At 45.5% G+C, this 18,941-nt stretch carries 16 protein-coding genes; 4 read left to right on the top strand and 12 right to left on the bottom strand.

All coding sequences use genetic code 11. The features are described 5' to 3' along the window. Nucleotides 1-250: 250 nt before the first annotated feature. From V7O64_RS12055 to V7O64_RS12035, 5 genes are all read right to left on the bottom strand, one after another. Entirely contained in the window at nucleotides 251-451 is a 201-nt protein-coding gene (locus V7O64_RS12055) for a hypothetical protein (RefSeq protein WP_407355624.1), read from the bottom strand. Between the two features lie 27 nt (nucleotides 452-478). Then, on the bottom strand, nucleotides 479-1,663 hold the full coding sequence (argJ, locus tag V7O64_RS12050; RefSeq protein ID WP_407355623.1) for a bifunctional ornithine acetyltransferase/N-acetylglutamate synthase: 1,185 nt from the start codon (nucleotides 1,661-1,663) through the stop codon (nucleotides 479-481). A gap of 83 nt (nucleotides 1,664-1,746) precedes the next feature. Then, on the bottom strand, nucleotides 1,747-2,214 hold the full coding sequence (locus V7O64_RS12045) for a CBS domain-containing protein (RefSeq protein WP_407355622.1): 468 nt from the start codon (nucleotides 2,212-2,214) through the stop codon (nucleotides 1,747-1,749). A gap of 40 nt (nucleotides 2,215-2,254) precedes the next feature. Further along, nucleotides 2,255-3,268 carry an N-acetyl-gamma-glutamyl-phosphate reductase gene (gene argC / locus V7O64_RS12040; RefSeq protein WP_407355621.1) on the bottom strand — a complete coding sequence of 338 codons (1,014 nt, stop codon included), beginning with the start codon at nucleotides 3,266-3,268 and terminating at the stop codon, nucleotides 2,255-2,257. A gap of 473 nt (nucleotides 3,269-3,741) precedes the next feature. Beyond that, the gene (locus V7O64_RS12035) at nucleotides 3,742-4,200 is read right to left on the bottom strand and encodes a hypothetical protein (protein WP_407355620.1); all 459 of its coding nucleotides are present in this window, start codon (nucleotides 4,198-4,200) and stop codon (nucleotides 3,742-3,744) included. A gap of 162 nt (nucleotides 4,201-4,362) precedes the next feature. Between V7O64_RS12035 and V7O64_RS12030 the strand changes: the two genes are divergently transcribed. Then, on the top strand, nucleotides 4,363-4,719 hold the full coding sequence (locus V7O64_RS12030) for a hypothetical protein (RefSeq protein ID WP_407355619.1): 357 nt from the start codon (nucleotides 4,363-4,365) through the stop codon (nucleotides 4,717-4,719). Here the strand turns inward: V7O64_RS12030 and V7O64_RS12025 are convergent. The 3 genes from V7O64_RS12025 to V7O64_RS12015 form a co-directional block, all read right to left on the bottom strand. Further along, a complete protein-coding gene (locus V7O64_RS12025; RefSeq protein WP_407355618.1) occupies nucleotides 4,626-5,174 on the bottom strand; it encodes a ferredoxin domain-containing protein in 549 nt (182 codons plus the stop codon). The two genes, V7O64_RS12030 and V7O64_RS12025, sit on opposite strands and share 94 nt — an antisense overlap. A gap of 221 nt (nucleotides 5,175-5,395) precedes the next feature. After that, nucleotides 5,396-6,448 carry a GTP-binding protein gene (locus V7O64_RS12020; RefSeq protein WP_407355617.1) on the bottom strand — a complete coding sequence of 351 codons (1,053 nt, stop codon included), beginning with the start codon at nucleotides 6,446-6,448 and terminating at the stop codon, nucleotides 5,396-5,398. 106 nt (nucleotides 6,449-6,554) lie between these two features. After that, on the bottom strand, nucleotides 6,555-9,938 hold the full coding sequence (locus V7O64_RS12015; protein WP_407355616.1) for a PAS domain S-box protein: 3,384 nt from the start codon (nucleotides 9,936-9,938) through the stop codon (nucleotides 6,555-6,557). A 337-nt stretch (nucleotides 9,939-10,275) separates the two neighbouring features. On the opposite strand from V7O64_RS12015, the gene V7O64_RS12010 reads away from it, so the two are divergent. Next, nucleotides 10,276-10,704, top strand: a complete 429-nt coding sequence (locus V7O64_RS12010; RefSeq protein ID WP_407355615.1) for a nucleoside 2-deoxyribosyltransferase — start codon at nucleotides 10,276-10,278, stop codon at nucleotides 10,702-10,704. 33 nt (nucleotides 10,705-10,737) lie between these two features. Here the strand turns inward: V7O64_RS12010 and V7O64_RS12005 are convergent, their stop codons facing one another. Next, nucleotides 10,738-11,355, bottom strand: a complete 618-nt coding sequence (locus tag V7O64_RS12005; protein WP_407357344.1) for a TIGR00296 family protein — start codon at nucleotides 11,353-11,355, stop codon at nucleotides 10,738-10,740. A gap of 67 nt (nucleotides 11,356-11,422) precedes the next feature. Next, nucleotides 11,423-12,655 carry a phosphoglycerate kinase gene (locus V7O64_RS12000; protein ID WP_407355614.1) on the bottom strand — a complete coding sequence of 411 codons (1,233 nt, stop codon included), beginning with the start codon at nucleotides 12,653-12,655 and terminating at the stop codon, nucleotides 11,423-11,425. A 218-nt stretch (nucleotides 12,656-12,873) separates the two neighbouring features. On the opposite strand from V7O64_RS12000, the gene V7O64_RS11995 reads away from it, so the two are divergent. Further along, nucleotides 12,874-13,437 (top strand): flavodoxin family protein, encoded by a 564-nt coding sequence (locus tag V7O64_RS11995; protein WP_407355613.1) that lies wholly within the window; start codon nucleotides 12,874-12,876, stop codon nucleotides 13,435-13,437. 188 nt (nucleotides 13,438-13,625) lie between these two features. Next, entirely contained in the window at nucleotides 13,626-15,572 is a 1,947-nt protein-coding gene (gene acs / locus V7O64_RS11990) for an acetate--CoA ligase (protein WP_407355612.1), read from the top strand. Between the two features lie 163 nt (nucleotides 15,573-15,735). On the opposite strand, the gene V7O64_RS11985 is transcribed toward acs, so the two are convergent. Together V7O64_RS11985 and V7O64_RS11980 are read right to left on the bottom strand one after the other, a co-directional pair. Beyond that, nucleotides 15,736-16,815 (bottom strand): phosphotransacetylase family protein, encoded by a 1,080-nt coding sequence (locus V7O64_RS11985; protein WP_407355611.1) that lies wholly within the window; start codon nucleotides 16,813-16,815, stop codon nucleotides 15,736-15,738. Nucleotides 16,816-16,835: 20 nt separating this feature from the next. Then, a complete protein-coding gene (locus V7O64_RS11980) occupies nucleotides 16,836-18,929 on the bottom strand; it encodes an acetate--CoA ligase family protein (RefSeq protein WP_407355610.1) in 2,094 nt (697 codons plus the stop codon). Nucleotides 18,930-18,941: the final 12 nt, after the last annotated feature.

The following is an 18,941-nucleotide window of genomic DNA, read 5'->3' as shown; positions in this document are numbered from 1 at the left end:
TTATTAATACAACCTCGGTAGTAAAACATAGAAACATGTTTCAGAGTTCGAAATGAAATTCAACAGGAGATGAAGACAGCAATTGCACTTCCTGAAGAATTACGTGGGGCTGTCAAGAACACGAATTGAAAAAGAAGATTTAAACAACTCGCCCGGATGAGCTGAATATGACAATTTCAACCAATACTTTAGCAGAAACTACTTTCAAAAAAACAATGAATATTATAAAATATAATTAATTATTTAGCGTTTACAAGTAAAAATCACCACAGTATAAGAATCCAGGCATATCACCGCTCCAGTCTTCAACGATGCTAAGCAGTTGAGTTAGGTCTGTTACCCAGTTCCTATCATGGCGCTTTTCATAGGAGATTTCCAGGATCTCCACTTCCGGATGATCTGTCAGGCGCTCGTTCACCAGCAGACCTGTTGTGCCATGCTGGCCATCCAATATATCCTGTATCTTCGTCCTTTGGAATCAGGTCGTATATTCCGCATTGATCCTGACATAATCATATGTCAGGTCACAACCCCAGGCCGTTGCACTCTCATGCCCCATGCCAAGGTCTGTTATGATGAATATCTCATCCTGTGACATGATGGATCTTAACTGGTCCAGGGTATCGTCATTATTACTTACAACCCTGCCGTCCTTTACAAGCTCCACGACATGGGTGCCGGCTGAGAAGGACAGGGAGATCTTTGTCTGGTCCATGTCGGCACCTGAGTAGCCTGCTGCCACCACGATACGGCCCCAGTTGGGGTCCTCGCCGAAGATGGCGGACTTGACCAGCGGGGAGCGGACTATCGCCTTTGCAACCAGACGGGCATCCTCTTGCGTGGCTGCACCGGTTACTTTGGATTCTATGAGCTTGGTCGCACCCTCACCATCGATGGCTATCATCCTGGCAAGTTCTGTCAGCACGAGGTCAAGCCCGGACTGGAAATCACCGGTTGCGGGGCTGATGCCTGAAGCACCGGTTGCGGTCACAAGTACCATATCGTTGGTGCTGGTGTCACCGTCCACAACCACCATGTTAAAGCTCTTGTCCACTGAAGTGCTTAAGCATGAATGAAGGACCTGTGGGGAAATATCCGCATCCGTGTAGACAAAAGCAAGCATGGTACCCATATTTGGCTCTATCATCCCGGACCCCTTGGCAATGCCTGCTATACGGATGCCGCTGTCCATCTCGATGGCTATCTCTTTCGGGACGGTGTCCGTAGTCATAATCGCACGCGCTGCCCTCATGCTTGCATCGGCATCCTCGCCCATGGAGTCAAGGGCCTCCTGTATATGGGCACTGATCCAGCCGGTATCGAGCTTGCGGCCAACAACCCCTGTTGATGCAACACCTATGAGATCCTCATCGACACCAAGCTTTGATGCAAGAGTGGACGCCATTATCCGTGCATCTGCCAGTCCCTGAAGACCTGTGAAAGCGTTTGCATTGCCACTGTTCACAATAACACCTGCAAGCCTGCCGGTCTTTGAGATATGGTCCCTGGTAACCGCCAGCGGAGCCGCGATGACCCTGTTTCTGGTATATACTCCGGCAGCGTTCCCTTCTGCCTGGATGACCGCTATTCCCATCTTTCCTGGTTTTATCCCGCCAGCACGTACGCCTTTTACAGCACAGATACCGCCTTCAATGAATTTCATAGTATCTCTCTAATAGCATCTTAAATAGTATCTCTCTAAGTATCGCTCAAATTATATCTGTCAAATAATATCTCTCAATTAGATTATAATTGCCCCAGACCTGCAATTATGTCCCCACGTGTTACTATACCTACAAGCTGCCCGTCTTCATCCACAACCGGTAGACGGTTTATCCTGTGCCTGCTGATGATTGAGGAGGCATCCTCTATGGATCTCTCAGGACTTATCGTGTAAACAGACCTTTTCATTATTTCCCTTACCGGCTTTGAGCCTATGTCCTCGAGCATGTTCTTGGTCTCTTCCCAGTTCAGCAGCTCACGTATGGGCACTTCTATGACCTCGAACGGACTTGGCAGCCACAGACCGCCGTGTTTGGGTATTTCCAGCAATCTCAGTATGTCGCCCTCGGAAACTATGCCTACTACCTCGCCATCTTCCACGACCGGAAGACCACTGATGCTGTTCTGCTTCAGGAGAGTAGCTACCTCCCTTATGGGGGTGTCCGGGGAGCAGGTGACAACGTTGGGATTCATTACGTCTTTAACGTCCATGATAATACCTTACTTTACTATAATATTTCAGGATTTGCACTCAGGGGAAGGTTGCAGCATTCCACAGTCCTTCTATCTCATCAAAACCACACATAATATTCATGTTCTGTATGGCCTGCCCGGATGCACCCTTTACGAGATTGTCAATGGCTGAGACCACAACTATGCGGTTGTTGTGCCTGTCAACTTCAAAACCTATGTCACAGAAGTTAGAACCACGAACAGCACCAAGGGACGGAATACCCTTTATCACGCGCACGAAGGGTTTGTCCGCATACATCTCCTCATACATTGACCGGACATCTTCCAGCTTCAGTTTTTCCCGGGTGAATATATGGGATGTTGTGAGTATGCCCCTGATGGATGGCACAACGTGAGGTGTGAAACTGATGTTTGTCAGGGAATTGTCCAGCCTGCTGAGCTCCTGCACAAACTCAGCCACATGCCTGTGAGTGGTGAGTTTATATGCCTGCACGTTCTCGGCCATGTTGGGATAGTGTGATGTCTGTGAAGGCTCAACCCCTGCACCGGTTATCCCTGATTTTGAGTCAAATACCACCGAGCTGATAAGTCCTGCCTTTGCCAGCGGAGCAGCGGCCAGCACAGCACCTGTGGGGAAGCAACCGGGATTTGCCACAAAGCCCGCATCCGCAACCTCCGGATGAAGCTCCGGCAGACCGAACACCGCCTCCCTGGGATCCTTATGCTTCAGCCCGTAAACAGACTCGAAGATATCCGTCCTGAGCCTGTAATCCGCACTCAGGTCTATAACCTTTGTTTTCCCGTCAATGAGATGTGGCACTATGTCCATGGCAGTACCGTGTGGCACAGCCGCAAACACCACATCACACCGAGACCTAACTTCCCCGGCCCCCACATTCTGGAACTCAAGATCCACAAGCCCCCTGAGATGTGCATGCGTATCACACACATCTGTTCCCGCAAGCTTCCTTGAAGTAGCCACCGTAACATTGACCTCGGGATGGCCCAGAAGCAAGCGCATAAGCTCCCCCCCGGTATACCCCGATGCACCGATAATTCCTGCTTTAATCATGATCTTCACCTAAGGTCAGTATCAAATATACTGAAGGAGAAGTGGTTTTAGTGCTATAATGGTTGCGCTTTGGGTGGGTGAGATTGGCATAATGGCATAATGACAGCATACTATTAGATAGGACCTTTGTATTCTCTTAACTAAGCAAAGGACTGAAGATCCTTTTTCCCTATACCAGGGTTAATAGCCATCATCCACTAAAAACATCAGCAAAAATCAACTATTGATATCTGTTAAAATCGATTAAACTAATAAATCGAACAAAAAAGGATGTCTAATTAGAAATACGATATTAAAGGCTCTGTAGAAAACCTATTATCAATAATTTGTGAAACGCAGATACACTCACCTCTTACAGAGTTGATTGTATCCGTATTTGTCTATGGTTCATTAATAAAGAAAGGATTTCTACAGAGCCATTTTAAAAGCCAATTAGATATCCTCTCTCCTGACATCACTTTCAGACCCAGCCATCAGAATCCGAAAAACGATGCTACTTTCATGACCACATTGGCAACGGTGTACTTCACAGTATTAACAAGACCTACCGGCTCGATCATGATTTCGCCGTTGTCTTTTGCGGCTATGAATTCCTTAAGGGGGTCTGAAGAGCTGATGATGGTCCTTACTGTGGCTTCGTTTGCTCCGACTATCGTTGTTGCCCCAAAGTCCGTGTCTTCATCCACTTCTTCAAAGGTGGTGATGTAAGCGTCTTCTGTGACCACTTTGATGTGGCGCTCATCTCCATCATCAGTAACTATGACCAGTTCGATTACCTCGTTTCCCAGAAGGGATTTCAGATAAGAAGGAACATATTCTACATTCTCATTGTATTCATCGACCCTGTTATCCAGATCGTTGACTATATCGGCACTTGCAACCGGCATCAGCATTGCCAGCAGTAACATTGAGATTATCAGTATCTTTTTCATCCACTGCCTCCATTGAGACATGTTTTTTAATTACATAGCCTGTTGAAAGCCCGTATCAGGCAAACATGTAATTTCGCAACACTCCCGATCTTAACATATAGCTATAATCGCAATTATAGTTTTTTGTTCATATTACAAATATTAACAATGTGCGGGCATAAAATGAGAAAGAAGAGCTATTTATTCTGGAATTCTCTGCCCTTGGGAAACACACACCTTGAATTTGAACCGCTGAGTTCACAGAGAATGGGTCAAACAAGCACCTACCTTGTAGATGTTCCACCGACCACCTACCTTGTAGATGTTCCACCGACCACCTACCTTGTAGATGTTCCACCGACCACCTACCTTGTAGATGTTCCACCGACCACCTACCTTGTAGATGTTCCACCGACCACCTACCTTGTAGATGTTCCACCGACCACCTACCTTGTAGATGGTCTGTCAAAGAAGATATTCTTCCCCTTTACACTTAACGGAATGGCCATGGCCACATCAGCATCTATCATATCGAAGTAACATGCTGCAGCACCTGCTGAATACAGTACCCTGTTGTCAATGCACAGGTCCTTTGCCTTTGCTGCGGCACATCCGACCGCAATGCCCAGGTCCATGTATTTGATCATACACTGGGGGCCTGTGAACTCTACACTGACCTTTTTCTGCTCAAGCATTTCCTTACATGTAGCAAATCCACACGCACCGCAGTTAAGTGAGCTCACGCCGGTAGATTTTAAGCCGATCAGCACCAGGCAGTCAGCATCCCTGATATTCTTTGCATCACGGATCAGGAATTTCATATCCTTTATATGACTGAGCTCCTCCATCTTATCCGCAAGCCTCATCCTGTCAGCTTCATCAAGGAGGAAGGTCACGATATCATCCACACCTTTACCCTTTGGAGCAGTCCGTGCAGCTACAAGAATGGTCTTTGCAAGCGATTCCATCACTTCGGATTCACAGTTCTGTTTCATAGTAAGGAAAGATGTTTCAATGCTATTTATCAATTGAGATTCTGCACTCTGAAAAATAACCTGCTTCGCGGATGAAGTCTGCCAAACGGATCTTTAGAAGGCACTCAGCTCCCGGGAAAGTGAATTCCCTGTGCTTTAGACCCAAAAAAGGACCGCAGATGAACACAGACAAATGTCTATTTGACATCTGCAGTTCCATAAAAAAATTAAACTGGACAGGGCTACAGATCAAGTTTTATCAGATTTGGATCGTCATGGACCTGCGAGCTTACCTTTTCAAATGACATGCCTTCCTTTCCCAGTGTATCCCGGATGCAGCTGTCCACTATCTGCACCAGTTCCTCCTTGGGGACCTTTGTGACCGCACTGAGGAATTTCAGGTGTTCTTCTCCGTTTCCTTTCTCATCAAGGATCTCAACCACCGGCTCACCCTCAGAGGATGTAAGGCTGCCCTTGACAAGGCCTTCCTTAAACCTCAGGCTAATTTTTATATGGCCTATGAACTCAGGATTTAGCTGCCTGACCCTCTCCCTGATATCCATGAGCAGATGCACCAGCATCGTTGTTACCTTATCCGTATGCATGTTTTCAGAGATGATGGAATACTCACCTGCATAACTTCCAACTCCGGAGACCTCAATTGAATTAAGGTCCTCACGCTCCTGCCGGATAACACTTTCACCAGTCAGCAGGTCCATGAACCTTTCAAACTTCTCGTCAGCATTCTTTGCCGAGAATTCCACAACAATAGCATCGGGATTTATTCCCAGGACCATCCTTGTAGAGGTCGCAATAGCCTCACTGTCCACAAGGTCTATCTTATTCACACAAACGATCTCTGATTCCTTTATCTGGTTCTCGATGAACTTGGGTATCTCCTTCCATTCAACACCGAACCTGCTGGCATCAACGATGGTGACCACAGGGGCGAATGACACATTACCTATATCCATAAGCTCTATATGCTCCTTGATCTGCAGCGGGAAGGCGATCCCGGTAGGTTCTATGATCACCACGTCCGGACCATATTCCTCTATCACTGCCTGCAGAGTATGCTCCATACTTATCTTAAGGGAACAGCAGATACAACCACTGGTCAGCTCCTTTGTCACAAGGCCACTGCTTGAAATGGTCTCGCCGTCCACTCCGACCTCACCCACCTCATTGACAATTATAGCTATCTTATGCCCTTTATCAATGAGATGTTTTCCAAGGTTTCTCAATGTAGTTGTCTTACCGCTTCCAAGAAAACCGCCTATGATTATAATTTTCATACTTATCACCATCGTTAGCAGAGAAACTATAGATTAAAGACTACAAATAAATATCCGTTTACATACAATTAAAGCAGATAACTGCAGGGCAATTACCAGTGAGCGCTTATTGCTTCAATGGGAGATCTATGTGTATCGTTGTTCCTTTACCTTCTTCACTTGTGACACGGATGTGACCATTGTGGTCCTCAACTATCTTTTTACAGATATACAGACCAAGCCCTGTTCCACCATACCTTCTCTTCACCGAGGAATCGACCTGATAGAAACGTTCAAAGAGGTTTGGGATCTTATCTGCAGGAATACCGATACCATTATCTTCCACAGTAAGATGTAGAACACCCCCTGATGTATTTGCGGAAATGGTAACCTTTCCACCTGAAGGTGTGAACTTGATAGCATTATCCACCAGGTTTACAAAGACATCCATCATCTTATCATGATCTGCGGTCACATGAGGCAGGTCAGCTGCTATGTTCTTCTCAAGACTGATATTCTTACCCTGGGCCTGGAGTGCAAGGTCCTGGATGGAATTATCAATGACATCTGAAAGGTTTACAGTCTCAAAAGAATAGTTGAGCTTCCCTGACTGTGCCCTGCTAAGATATAGCAGTGAATCCACAAGCCTGCGCAGGCGCTCTGAGTTCCTGATCACCGTATCGACAGCTTTTTGCTGTTGAGCGTTTATCTGGCCCAGGGTACCATCTGCTATCAGCTGGCTGTATCCCTGTATAGAGGTAAGGGGGGTTTTGAACTCATGGCTCACATTGGACAGGAACTCATCCTTCATACGATCCAGGGATTTCAGCTCCTCGTTGGCTGATGAAAGTTCAACATTTGTCATTGAAAGCTCTTCATTGACCCTGGATAGCTCATCGGCATATTCCCGCAGCGTATCCTCTGCCTTCTGCCGCTGTATGATCCTCCACATCCCTTCCATGAAAAGGGTCAGCTGCCTCACATCAGCTTTATCATAATCCCCCTCCTTGTTTGCAACACCCGCGGCACCTACTATTTTCTTCCCATCGAATATCGGGATGCTCATGTAGCGTTTAAGCCTGATGTGACCCTCGGGATAACCGTGCTTAAGGGGATTTGAAGCCTCAAAATCGTTAATTATGATAGCCTTCTTTTGCCTGATAGGCTCACCCCACAGGCCTGTACTGCCAAGGGGGTATTCAAGTTTCATGCCTTTGACCTTGCATTCTTTCATTATGTTCTTAGACCATGAATAGACCTTAAGGACTGTACCATCCTCATTCAAAAAAGCAAGATAACCTATCTTGCTCTGTGTCAACCTGACGGCCTCCTCCTGCACAAAATCAGCTATACTCCGAAGAGAGGTATCTGTAAACTGGGTGATCTTCAAAAGAGCCTCAAGCCGGGACTCATCAAGACGCAAAGCTTCTTCTGCTTTTTTACGTACAGATATATCTCCAAAGATACCAATACCACCAAGGAAAGTACCATCATCTGCGATATTAGGACTGTAATCCGCCTTTAAGTAGACATCCCTGTCAGTTAGGACCGTGTGGTATTTGCCTTCAAAATGACCTGCCTTCCTGGAAAGAACATCGTCTATAGCCTGTTTCATCGTTTTATCCTTGATAAGCATGACCATGTTAAAACCGATTATTTCCTCCTTTTTCTCCAAACCTAATATCTGCAGGAATTTCTCATTGCAGTGGGTTACTATACCCTGGGCATTGAAATGGAATATTCCCAGAGGAGAGTTCTCAAAAATCAAACGGTATTTCTTTTCAGCTTCAAAAAAAGCTTCTTCTGCTTTCTTAAGTTCCGAAATATCTTCAAATACCCCTATACCACAATGCAGGGTTCCGTCAGCGGATAAATTTGGACTGAAATGTGCCTTAATGTTAATTGTGACATTACTTGAAACGGTATGATATTTGCCTTCAAAATAACCCTGTTCACCTGAGAGGGCCTTGTCTACCGCCTCTTTCATCCTCTTGTCTACAATGGAATCCATAAGATTGAAACCTATTATATCTTTTTTAGTCCTGAGCTGCATTATTTCCAGGAATTTCTCATTGCAGTGGGTAATGATTCCCTTTTCATTGAAATGGAAAAGGCCCAGTGGGGAATTTTCAAAGATCAGACGGTATTTCTTCTCTGCCTCCAGTGCAACCTCTTCAGCCTTTTTCCTGTCAGTGATATCGATGACTATACCCTGGTAATATGCAGGACCTCCTTTCTCATCACGTATAAGGTACGATCTCTCAGTAACCCACCTGATATCTCCTGCCTTTGTCAGCAGACGATACTCTTTTGAAAAGAACATCTTGCCCTGTATCTCAAGCTGGAAGACATCGGTCCGGACAGTATCCAGATCATCAGGATGGATCATATCACCATAGTTGAGTTTTCCTGATGTCAGGTCTTCAGGAGTGTAACCGAACTGGGAGATGTTCTCCGACACAAATGCCACCGGCCAATCATCTTCAGCAATCCATAGAAAAGCAACAACAGGACTGGTTCTGTAAATATCTTCAAGTTTTTCCATGGACTTGAACTTATCCTTAAGTGTCACCGGATCGATCCTTTGCTCTACAAGTTTGCCGATGGTCCCGATCATGCCCCCGTAATTACCATCTTCATCTGTCAGCGGGAGCAGGAAACCACTGTGATAGATGAACTGGCCGTCCGGTTTGATGAAAGGGAATATATCATAGCTTCGGGATTGGAGGCTCTCCTTTGCCATGCGGAAGAGATCAACAAAACCAAGCCCATCTTCTTCATCATTTCGGGGTATGAAACTGACAAGCTTCTTTGCGAAAACATCACCTTTTGACAGGCCTGAGATCGATTCCATGCCTTTGTTGAAGTAAATGATGTTGTCGTGCTTATCCACAGCCCAGACACCTGTCCACACATTCTCAAGCATATCATCTGGAAAATGTGTTTCTTTGCGGATGGTCTTACATGACGAGGAACTCTGAAGCAGGGTCCACCTGCCGTTCTGTTCTATGATGGTGCCGTCATGCATTCCTATAATTTCCAGTATCTCAGACCTTGTACGGGCCTCCTGTAAAAATGCGAACAGACCCACAATACCTTTAATCTTGATAAGGTCCATGGCCTTCTTTTCATATTCAACAAAACGTTCCCAGGCATCTTCACCTACGATGGTGAACTTGTCTACGACCCGCAGACCTTCATAACCTTGCGCTATTGCAATATCATAGATCTCCTGCCATTTATTAAGGTCCATTTCAGAGACAGCGCCTTCTCCTGCAATATAACATTCATTACACGAAGAGATGATAAGCTGGCCTGTTTCCAGATATCGGTCCACATCCAGTCCTGCTTCCTTTAGTACATTCCTGGCATTGTCAATCTCAAACTGCCCGGAAATACCCCATAGACAACATTCGTTGTTCCTGAGACCTCCGTCAATGAAAGCAGCAGCTATATCTACAAATTCCTCTGTTTTTGTATAAAGCAGGGAAAAATAGCTCCCCCTTACCATATCCTCTATGAAATCAATGTCTGACTTGATGGTCCGTATGCTAATGATCTAACCCCGCAGGTTTTTTTATAGGCAATAAGGATTTCAGATCGCCATAAATAAGAGTGTGCAACGGTATATTTAACTGATTCCTTGAAAAAACCAGCCCTGTGAAGAGGCAACGCTCTTTTAAAGGGCCCATTGACACCTTCATATTCAATGTTGGAAATCAAAGTCAATGAAAATACAATGATTAGTGAGCGCTGAAGAACTTGAAATTAGTTTCACCCTGCTTACAACAATATTATTAAGCAGACTGACAATATACATTTCTCTTAAATTCAAAGGACGGAAAATAATGGATGGAAAAAAACAGATATATTTAGCAGGGCCACTTTTTTCACAGGCTGAAAGGGATTTCAATGTGCTGTTGAGGGACAGACTCGTTGAGATGGGTTTTAAGGTTTTCCTTCCACAGGAAGACGGCAACGATACTCGGTCCGGTCGGATTGAAGAAAGACAAAGAACGATTTTTGAGAACGATGTCCATGGAATTGATACATCAGACATCGTACTTGCCGTACTGGACGGTGGCAGTGATGTGGACTCAGGAACCGCATGGGAGATGGGATACGCATACGCCAGGAAAATACCCGTCCTTGGGCTGAAAACCGATTTCAGGACTTTTGGAGATGAGGGTATTGTCAATATAATGATGGAAATGTCCGTTAATGCACTTGAGAGGGATATAGAGGGAATTCTAAAAATACTTGAGAGCTACCTTTGAATGAACAAGGAGAATTGAAATTAAAACAGGCATTTAGTCCTTTGAACATGATCCTTTGCTGAGATCCTTTTCAAAGATTTCGCCACCAGGTTCTTTTTCAGAGAATATCTGGCCTTCAAAGCAATACACCTCTGCGCCCATCACCCATGCATCATGGGGCAGGCCGGCTTTGAGGCATGTATGGCTCAGGAACTCTACCTCATCAAAGTCATTTTCCGGTGCTACCTGTGGTAAAAGCAGACCCTGCCTGTGACCGCTCTTTACGATCAGACCGTGTTTTCCGATCCTGATGGAAGATGGAAGATCCTTTGGTGGCACATCTATGAGTTCCGGCCTGGTCAGTATGGTCACCTCTATGGTAATGTTGCTCATCTCTTTGATACTTACCGGAGGAAATCTGGGATCCCGCAGAGCCGCGGAGAGTGCAGAATCAGTGATAGCACCCATGAGAGGCGAGTCTGCATACGGGTGACCTATACAACCCCGAAGATTCCCCTTTTTGGTCAGTGTCACAAAAACCCCGCGGTTTTCGTTGAATACTGCAGGAAGATGACTCTCTGATCCGTCCATCATTTTACCGGTTCTCAAATAAGTTTCAATGGTATTCCTGGCAAGCCGGACAGCCGCCCCGCCTTGGGAATCTGAAAGCAACTTTGCTCCTTCACTCATGCACAATACTCCCGTTATGCTCCCATTATGCTCACATTGAACTACTCTCTCATCTGTTAAGTCTGTATCGTGAAGCAGCTGCTTTGAGCGCCTCAATCCCGGGCAGGTCCTCGCCTGCAAGATAATCGATGCATGCACCGCCGCCTGTGCTTAAATGAGAGAACTTGTCCTCAAAGCCGAGGTTCCTTATCTCTGCTGAGATGTGACCCCCACCTGCGATCGAATACTCGGAATTGATAGCAGCCCTGATGATCTCATGTGTTCCAAGAGCAAAGGGCTCTACCTCGGAAAGACCTGCCGGACCGTTCAGGACAACGGTCTTTGCATTCTTGATCTCTTCACAAAATGCAACTATTGTCTCAAGTCCGATATCGTTTATTGGAAGATTACCGTCCGGCAGTTCGCTAACCTGTACCTCGACCCTTTCACCGCCATCATTAAAGGCAACATCCTGAGGTATACCTATCTTCCCATTGAACCTGTCAAGTACCTGCTTTGCTCTTGTTATCTGCTCCTTATAACCCTGAGACTCAATGAAATCCAGATTCACCGGACCAATATCCACACCTGCGGCCGCAAGCATGACATTTGCAACAACACCTGTAACAAGTACCCTGTCAGCACCTCCGTTTACCAGCACATTCTCCGCAACTTTCAGGGAGTCATCAACCTTAGCACCACCCAGAACAAAGATACATGGCCTCTCCCCACCCTTTATACCCCGGTCCAGAGAGCTTATCTCCTTTTCCATAACCCTGCCGGCACCTGATGGAAGGGTTTCAGTGAAACCCATGATGGAAAGGTGGCTTCTGTGGGAAACTGCAAATGCATCATTCAGGAAAATATCAACCAGAGGGGAGAGCTTGCGCACCATATGAGTACCTGTATGGTCCTTAGCAGACCTTTCTATGCTTTCCTCCGAATAGAACCTGACATTCTCAAGTAATATGACATCACCATTTTCCATTGATGAGATGGAAGACCTTGCATATGTACCGAAGATATCATCCACATACTTCACATCTTTTCCCAGGTACTGGGACATGACCATAGAATGTGGTTTCATGGTTGTGAAATCCTTTTTCCCCGCCCTGCTCTGATGAGCCATGAGCACAACCTTTGCATCTTCAAGGTCCTTTATGGTAGGTATATGGCTCTTTATCCTCATATCATCAAGAATGTTGCCTTCGGTGTCCATAGGTGTGTTCAGATCCACCCGTACAAGTATGGTCTTGCCGTTCACATCAAAATCATCAATAGTAAGATAGTCCCTGGTAGTCAAAATTCCATCACCGTTTCTTTTAACCTGAATGACCATTGATCAATATATAAACTAAATATAAGGATATAAATGGCATATAATATATAAATGGTATATAATATATAAATGTCATTTGTGCTTTTATTTTTTGCCTAAATGAACTAATCTTATTATACCTTTTCCATGAAGAAAAACCAAAAACTAATATCTTTTGCACTCTATTGAAAAACGGTGATCATATGAAGATACTTGGAATATCAGGAAGCCCTAAAGCAGGTGGAAATAACGATACTTTGATCAGGGAAGTATTGAAGATAGCAGATCAGAGAGGTTTTGAAACAGATACTGTATTCATATCCTCGTCCGGAATAGCACCATGTACTGCATGCGGTGTCTGTGCTTCTGAGAACAGATGTCCTATTGACGATGATATGCAGCCTGTATATGGAAAACTTGCAGAGGCTGACGCGATAGTAGTGTCATCACCTGTTTATTTCGGCACGATGACAGCCCAATTAAAAGCTCTCTGTGACAGGAGTGTGCTGCACAGACGGCAGGGATTCAGGCTCAGCAACAAGATAGGCGCTGCAATGGCTGTGGGTGGTTCCAGGAACGGAGGCCAGGAAAAGACCATACAGTCAATTCACGAATGGATGCACATACATGGAATGATAGTGGTTGGCGATGGAGGGCACTTTGGTGGCATTCTTCGTAAACCAGCCGCAGAAGATGAAGAAGGAATGAAGACCGCAGTTGATACTATCAATAAGGTATGTGATGTACTGGAGATGATGAGCAAATAATCCTTAAATTGTTTGCAGCATTTGAATTTCTGTTTTAATCCTATCTTTTTTGCTCTTATTTTTTTAATGTTACTTTTCAATATACTTATATTTGATCTGTTGATTTTCTTTTTTTATCCCCACGACAAACCATATAAACAAATTGATACAATCATTATACAGGGATTTTTCCTTAAGTGGGTGTTATCATGGGAGAGAAATCAGACACATCTGAAAAAGACGTTACCGACTTCAGACCACCAGAAGATTTTGCCAGGAACGCAATAGTCAATGACCCTGAAATATACAGCAGAACTGAAAAGGATCCGCAAGGGTTCTGGGAAGAGAACGCAGAAAATCTCCACTGGCATCGAAAGTGGGACAGCGTCCTTGAGTGGGAGCCGCCTCATGCCAGATGGTTCACAGGAGGTAAACTTAACGCATGCTACAATTGTCTTGATGTGAATCTGCAAAAGAGAGCTGACAAGACAGCGATAATATGGGAAGGAGAGAGAGGGGATATCCGTAAATACACCTATAAGGAACTGCTGGAAGAAGTTTGCCGTTTTGCAAATGTCCTTAAGGGTATGGGAGTGGGTAAAGGCGATATTGTGACCATCTATCTGCCCATGATACCTGAAGTCATCATATCCATGCTTGCATGTGCACGTATAGGAGCGCCTCACAGTGTTGTTTTTGCAGCATTCTCAGGGGAGTCACTGGCCACACGCATAGGAGATGCGAATAGCAGAATACTTATAACCTGTGACGGATACTCGCGCAGGGGAAAGATAGTGGAGCAGAAGAACAAGGTTGATGATGGTATTCGCTCCTGCGGACTTGTTGAGAAGGTCATCGTTGTCAGACATATAGAAAATGATGTGTCCATGAAAGATGGAAGAGATGTCTGGTGGCATGAAGTAATGAAAGGTTCGGACAGTTCATGTGAGCCAGAGATTATGAGCTCCGAGGATATGCTCTTTTTGATGTATACAAGCGGTACCACAGGCAAACCAAAGGGAATAGTGCACACAACAGGAGGCTACATGGTGGCAACCCATACTACCACAAGATTCGTTTTCGACCTGAAGGACGAGGACATCTACTGGTGTACTGCAGATTGCGGATGGATCACCGGTCACTCTTATCTGGTCTACGGACCGCTGGCCAACGGAGCCACCATTGTGACATACGAAGGAGCCCCGGATCATCCTGAGAAAGACAGATACTGGGACCTGATAGAAAGACACAAAGTAACTATTCTCTACACAGCACCCACTGCTATCAGGACATTCATGAAATGGGGGCCTTCGTGGCCACAAATGCATGATATATCCACACTAAGGCTTATCGGTTCTGTGGGCGAACCCATCAACCCGGGTGCATGGCTCTGGTATCATGAGAACATCGGACAGGGCAGATGTCCTATTGTTGACACATGGTGGCAGACCGAGACCGGGATGATAATGATCTCACCCCTGCCGGGGATAACGACAACAAAACCCGGATGTGCCACACTCCCCATGCCAGGAATAAAAGCTGCGGTCCTGGATGAGAAAGGTAATGAAGTGGAACCCGGAAAGGATGGCTATCTGGCGATCATGGAACCGTGGCCCAGTATGGTCCGTACGGTATTCGGGAATGAGGAACGCTTCATAGAAACATACTGGAGCAAGTGGGACAACAGGACATACTTTGCAGGCGATGGGGCCAAAATGGATGAAGATGGTTATTTCTGGATAATAGGACGTGTTGACGATGTCATCAAGGTTTCAGGACATCGTATAGGAAGTGCTGAATTTGAAAGCATACTCGTATCACATCCTTCAGTTGCAGAAGCCGGAGTGGTCGGGAAGGAAGATGAGCTGAGGGGAGAAGTGATATATTGCTACGTCACCCTACGGTCAGGAATAAAAGAGAGCGAAGAGCTCAAAAAAGAACTGCGGATGTATGCTGAAAAGAACATAGGTCCTTTTGCACGCCCAAGACATATAATATTCTCAGATGACCTACCAAAAACCAGGAGTGGAAAAATAATGAGGAGGGTGCTGAAAGCCATTGCAAATGAAAAGGATCCTGGTGATGTTAGCACTCTGCAGGACCCTGCTGTTGTGGAAAGCTTAAAAGAGAGGACAAAGATGCTGGAATCTTCATAAGGTATCGATCAAGGAGATTAGTATTCTTTTTCCTTGAAACCTTTTTCTTTCCTTCTTTCTATCTATCCTTCGATCAATCCTTCGATCTTTCCATCTATCTACGTGTTGCACATGCTTTGTCACCACATTCAACGGTTATTGTGATGATGCAGGATACAAGCCCTTAATTTTTGAGCTTGACACCTATACTCTCAGCAATTGCAGGAACATCAAGATTGCTATTTATGAGTTCTATGACCTTGTCAAGTTTGACCTGCTGTTTAATATTTGCATGCCCGATCAGGTGTTCCATTCTTTCGATAGTGTTCATAGTATCTCCCCGCACAAGGATCACCGGTATCCCTGCTTCCTCGGCACTTGCCAGGACAGCGCCGCTTGGGCGCATATTGCCTGTCAGTATGAGACATTTCACTCTGGATTCGATCGCTGCCATCTGTATATCAGCCCTGTCACCACCTGTGATGACAGCACTGTTGGGTTGTCTCCGGAAGTACTTTATTGCAGAACCAACCTCCATTGCACCCACAAGATAATGCTCAACAAGCTGGTCAAGTTTGTCCGGAGCCACAAGCACTTCTGCATGCAGATCTTCCACTATCTCGGAAATGAAGACCGAGCGCAGGGTATCATCCTCATGGATCATACCAAAGACCTTTATGCCTTTCTTCTCAAGGAAAGGCACCACAAGCTCTGAGACCCTGTCTTCCATATTAGCCGGGACCTCATTGAGTATCAGACCAATGAGCATCTCATTGTTCCCGATTATACGCATGTCGCACAGTATCCTGTCAACTGCGGAAATCGAATCAAAGCGTGTTACAAGAAGTATCCGTGTTCCCAGCTTGGAAGCGATTTCCGGGTCAGAAAGACCATACATAGAACCACCCCCAATACCTCCGGTACCCTCTATGAACACAATATCTTTATCCCCGGATATGACTGAATAGGCCTCAATGAGTCTCTCATCAAGATCCTTTTCCACACCCCTGAGGGCATCATCTATAAGGCTGTCTGTCAGGTGAATAGGAGTTATGTACTTGCCGGGGTCAGCTATCCCAAGCAGTTTCCTGATACCTTCGGAATCCTCATCCCTAAGGGAGCCATGTACATCTATTAGCAGATTACCCACCGGTTTCATGTAACCTACTTTCAGACCACTTTCCTGGAAAATTCTCCCCAGACCCATGCATATGGAGCTCTTGCCTGAGAACTCCTCTGATGAACTGATCAATATTGAAGCCATATTACCTCTTCCTCTATCATTTAAGTTTTCAGGGTGAACCTGATATCCATCGCAACACATCCCTGACCTTCAGACATTACCATTAAAGGATTAATCTCAAATTCCAGTATCTCCGGAAAATCCGTGACCAGCTGTGACACCTTCAGCAAAGTCCTGATTATAGAATCAATATCTGATGCAACCTCTCCTCTCACGCCCGCTATAAGAGGATATGTCTTGATGGATGATACCATGTGTTTTGCCTCTGCCCCTGTAACAGGAGCAACTGCAAACGAGACATCCTTCAGGAATTCCACATATGTGCCACCAAGGCCGAACATTAACAGCGGACCGAACTGAGGGTCCCTGTCCATACCTATGATAACCTCTTTGCCGCCACTTATCATCTTCTGGAGCTGCACACCGGTAATTGCAGCATCCGGCATATAGTGCCTGACATCAGACATCATGGAATTGTACGCAAGTTCAACGTCATCTGCATGTTTAAGGTTCAGGCGGATACCGCCTACATCTGTCTTGTGGGAAATATCAGGAGAAAGTATCTTCATGACAACCGGATAACCCATATCCTCTGCTGCCTGTATAGCTTCCGGAAGCGTTTTAGCGATCCTTGAATCCACAACCGGGATATCATAGGCCTTTAGAATATCCATTGACTCAAGACCATGCGTTCTTCTCTTATCCGATAAAGCGTTATTTATGAAGGAACGGGCAAATCCAACATCTGAATTCTGTTTTTCAGGTTCCTCATACCTGCGGTTCTTAATAGAATAGTAATTGCAAAGGGCATTCATGCTTGCAACTGCTCTTTCTGCAGAAGAGTAATTTGGGATACCATAGCTATTAAGAAGCTCCTCACCTGCAGCGATCCTGCTGCCACCTGCAAAATTACAGAGGATAGGTTTCTTTGAATGCTTTATCTTCTTAGCAACCTTTTCAGCGATCCCTGATATATCGGTCATCGCCTGTGGGGATACAAGGACAATTACTCCGTTCACATTTATGTCTTCAAGAACAACATCAAGAGCATGCTCATAAAGGTCAGCACCTGCATCCCCAAGGACATCCACCGGATCATAAAAGTTTGCGGCAGGTGGCAGTTTTTCTCTTAATCGTTCAACTGTTGCCTCCTCAAAGGAAGCTATTGAAAGCCCTGCATTGTAGCATGCATCTGCAGTAAGGATGCCAAGACCACCTGCATTGGTGATGATAGCTATATTCCTGCCCTCAGGCAGAGGACAGACTGAGAAGGCACGGCTGTAATCGAGCATCTCTTCCAGGGAATCGGCACGTATGACACCACCCTGCTTGAAAGCCGCATTATAAGCTGCATCCGAGCCAGCCAGAGTACCTGTATGTGATGATACCGCCCTTGAACCGACTGAGGTTCGTCCGGATTTGACTACGATCATTGGTTTGGTTCTTGAAACACGTTGTGTTATCCTTATGAATTCCGGTCCGTCTTTCACACCTTCAAGGTAAGCTGCAATAACAGCTGTTGAAGGATCCTGTTCGAAAAGCTGCAAAAAATCATTCTCCGCAAGCACTGCTTTGTTACCCAGGCTTATGAACTTGGAAAAACCAACACCTATCCTCTCGGCCCAGTCAAGGGTTACAGTACATATGGCACCTGACTGGGACATCATGGCAATGTTACCTTCATAGGCCATGTTGGCAGCAAAAGAAGCATTCAGGCCTGAAGCTGTATTAATGATCCCCAGGCAATTTGGCCCAATCATTGCTATACCATATTTCTCACAGAGGGAAATACATTCCCTCTCAAAACGTGCACCTTCAACACCTGCCTCTTTAAAGCCTGCAGAAATAACGATTACATTCCCAACACCTGCCCTGCCGCATTCATCAATAGCATTGGGCACCATTTTTGCAGGCACGACTATTACCGCAAGGTCAACTTTTGATCCATCCGGAACATCCATGATATTCGGATAGCATCGAAGTCCTAGTATCTCATCGACATTGGGATTGATGGGTACTATACGGAGCTTACCGTTCTGCATGAGATTTTCAAGTACAGCCCTGCCTACCTTCCCTTTTGTCCTGGAAGCACCTATAACTGCTACAGAATCAGGATCGAACATTTTTTCCAGCATGATTTTATCCCT

Origin of the sequence: Methanolobus sp. WCC5 (genome assembly GCF_045690325.1) — an archaeon.
Classification (GTDB): Archaea; Halobacteriota; Methanosarcinia; order Methanosarcinales; family Methanosarcinaceae; genus Methanolobus.
Note: the sequence above shows the minus strand (reverse complement) of the source record. Positions and strands in the feature narration are given on the sequence as shown.

What these genes read in the sequence shown, in the direction of transcription:
- V7O64_RS12045 (WP_407355622.1), bottom strand. Translation starts at nt 2,214, where the DNA reads ATGGACGTTAAAGACGTAATGAATCCCAACGTTGTCACCTGCTCCCCG.
- acs (WP_407355612.1), top strand. Translation starts at nt 13,626, where the DNA reads ATGGGAGAGAAATCAGACACATCTGAAAAAGACGTTACCGACTTCAGA.
- V7O64_RS11995 (WP_407355613.1), top strand. Translation starts at nt 12,874, where the DNA reads ATGAAGATACTTGGAATATCAGGAAGCCCTAAAGCAGGTGGAAATAAC.
- V7O64_RS12030 (WP_407355619.1), top strand. Translation starts at nt 4,363, where the DNA reads ATGAGAAAGAAGAGCTATTTATTCTGGAATTCTCTGCCCTTGGGAAAC.
- V7O64_RS12010 (WP_407355615.1), top strand. Translation starts at nt 10,276, where the DNA reads ATGGATGGAAAAAAACAGATATATTTAGCAGGGCCACTTTTTTCACAG.
- argJ (WP_407355623.1), bottom strand. Translation starts at nt 1,663, where the DNA reads ATGAAATTCATTGAAGGCGGTATCTGTGCTGTAAAAGGCGTACGTGCT.
- V7O64_RS12015 (WP_407355616.1), bottom strand. Translation starts at nt 9,938, where the DNA reads ATGGTAAGGGGGAGCTATTTTTCCCTGCTTTATACAAAAACAGAGGAA.
- V7O64_RS12025 (WP_407355618.1), bottom strand. Translation starts at nt 5,174, where the DNA reads ATGAAACAGAACTGTGAATCCGAAGTGATGGAATCGCTTGCAAAGACC.
- V7O64_RS11980 (WP_407355610.1), bottom strand. Translation starts at nt 18,929, where the DNA reads ATGCTGGAAAAAATGTTCGATCCTGATTCTGTAGCAGTTATAGGTGCT.
- V7O64_RS11985 (WP_407355611.1), bottom strand. Translation starts at nt 16,815, where the DNA reads ATGGCTTCAATATTGATCAGTTCATCAGAGGAGTTCTCAGGCAAGAGC.
- V7O64_RS12020 (WP_407355617.1), bottom strand. Translation starts at nt 6,448, where the DNA reads ATGAAAATTATAATCATAGGCGGTTTTCTTGGAAGCGGTAAGACAACT.
- argC (WP_407355621.1), bottom strand. Translation starts at nt 3,268, where the DNA reads ATGATTAAAGCAGGAATTATCGGTGCATCGGGGTATACCGGGGGGGAG.
- V7O64_RS12035 (WP_407355620.1), bottom strand. Translation starts at nt 4,200, where the DNA reads ATGAAAAAGATACTGATAATCTCAATGTTACTGCTGGCAATGCTGATG.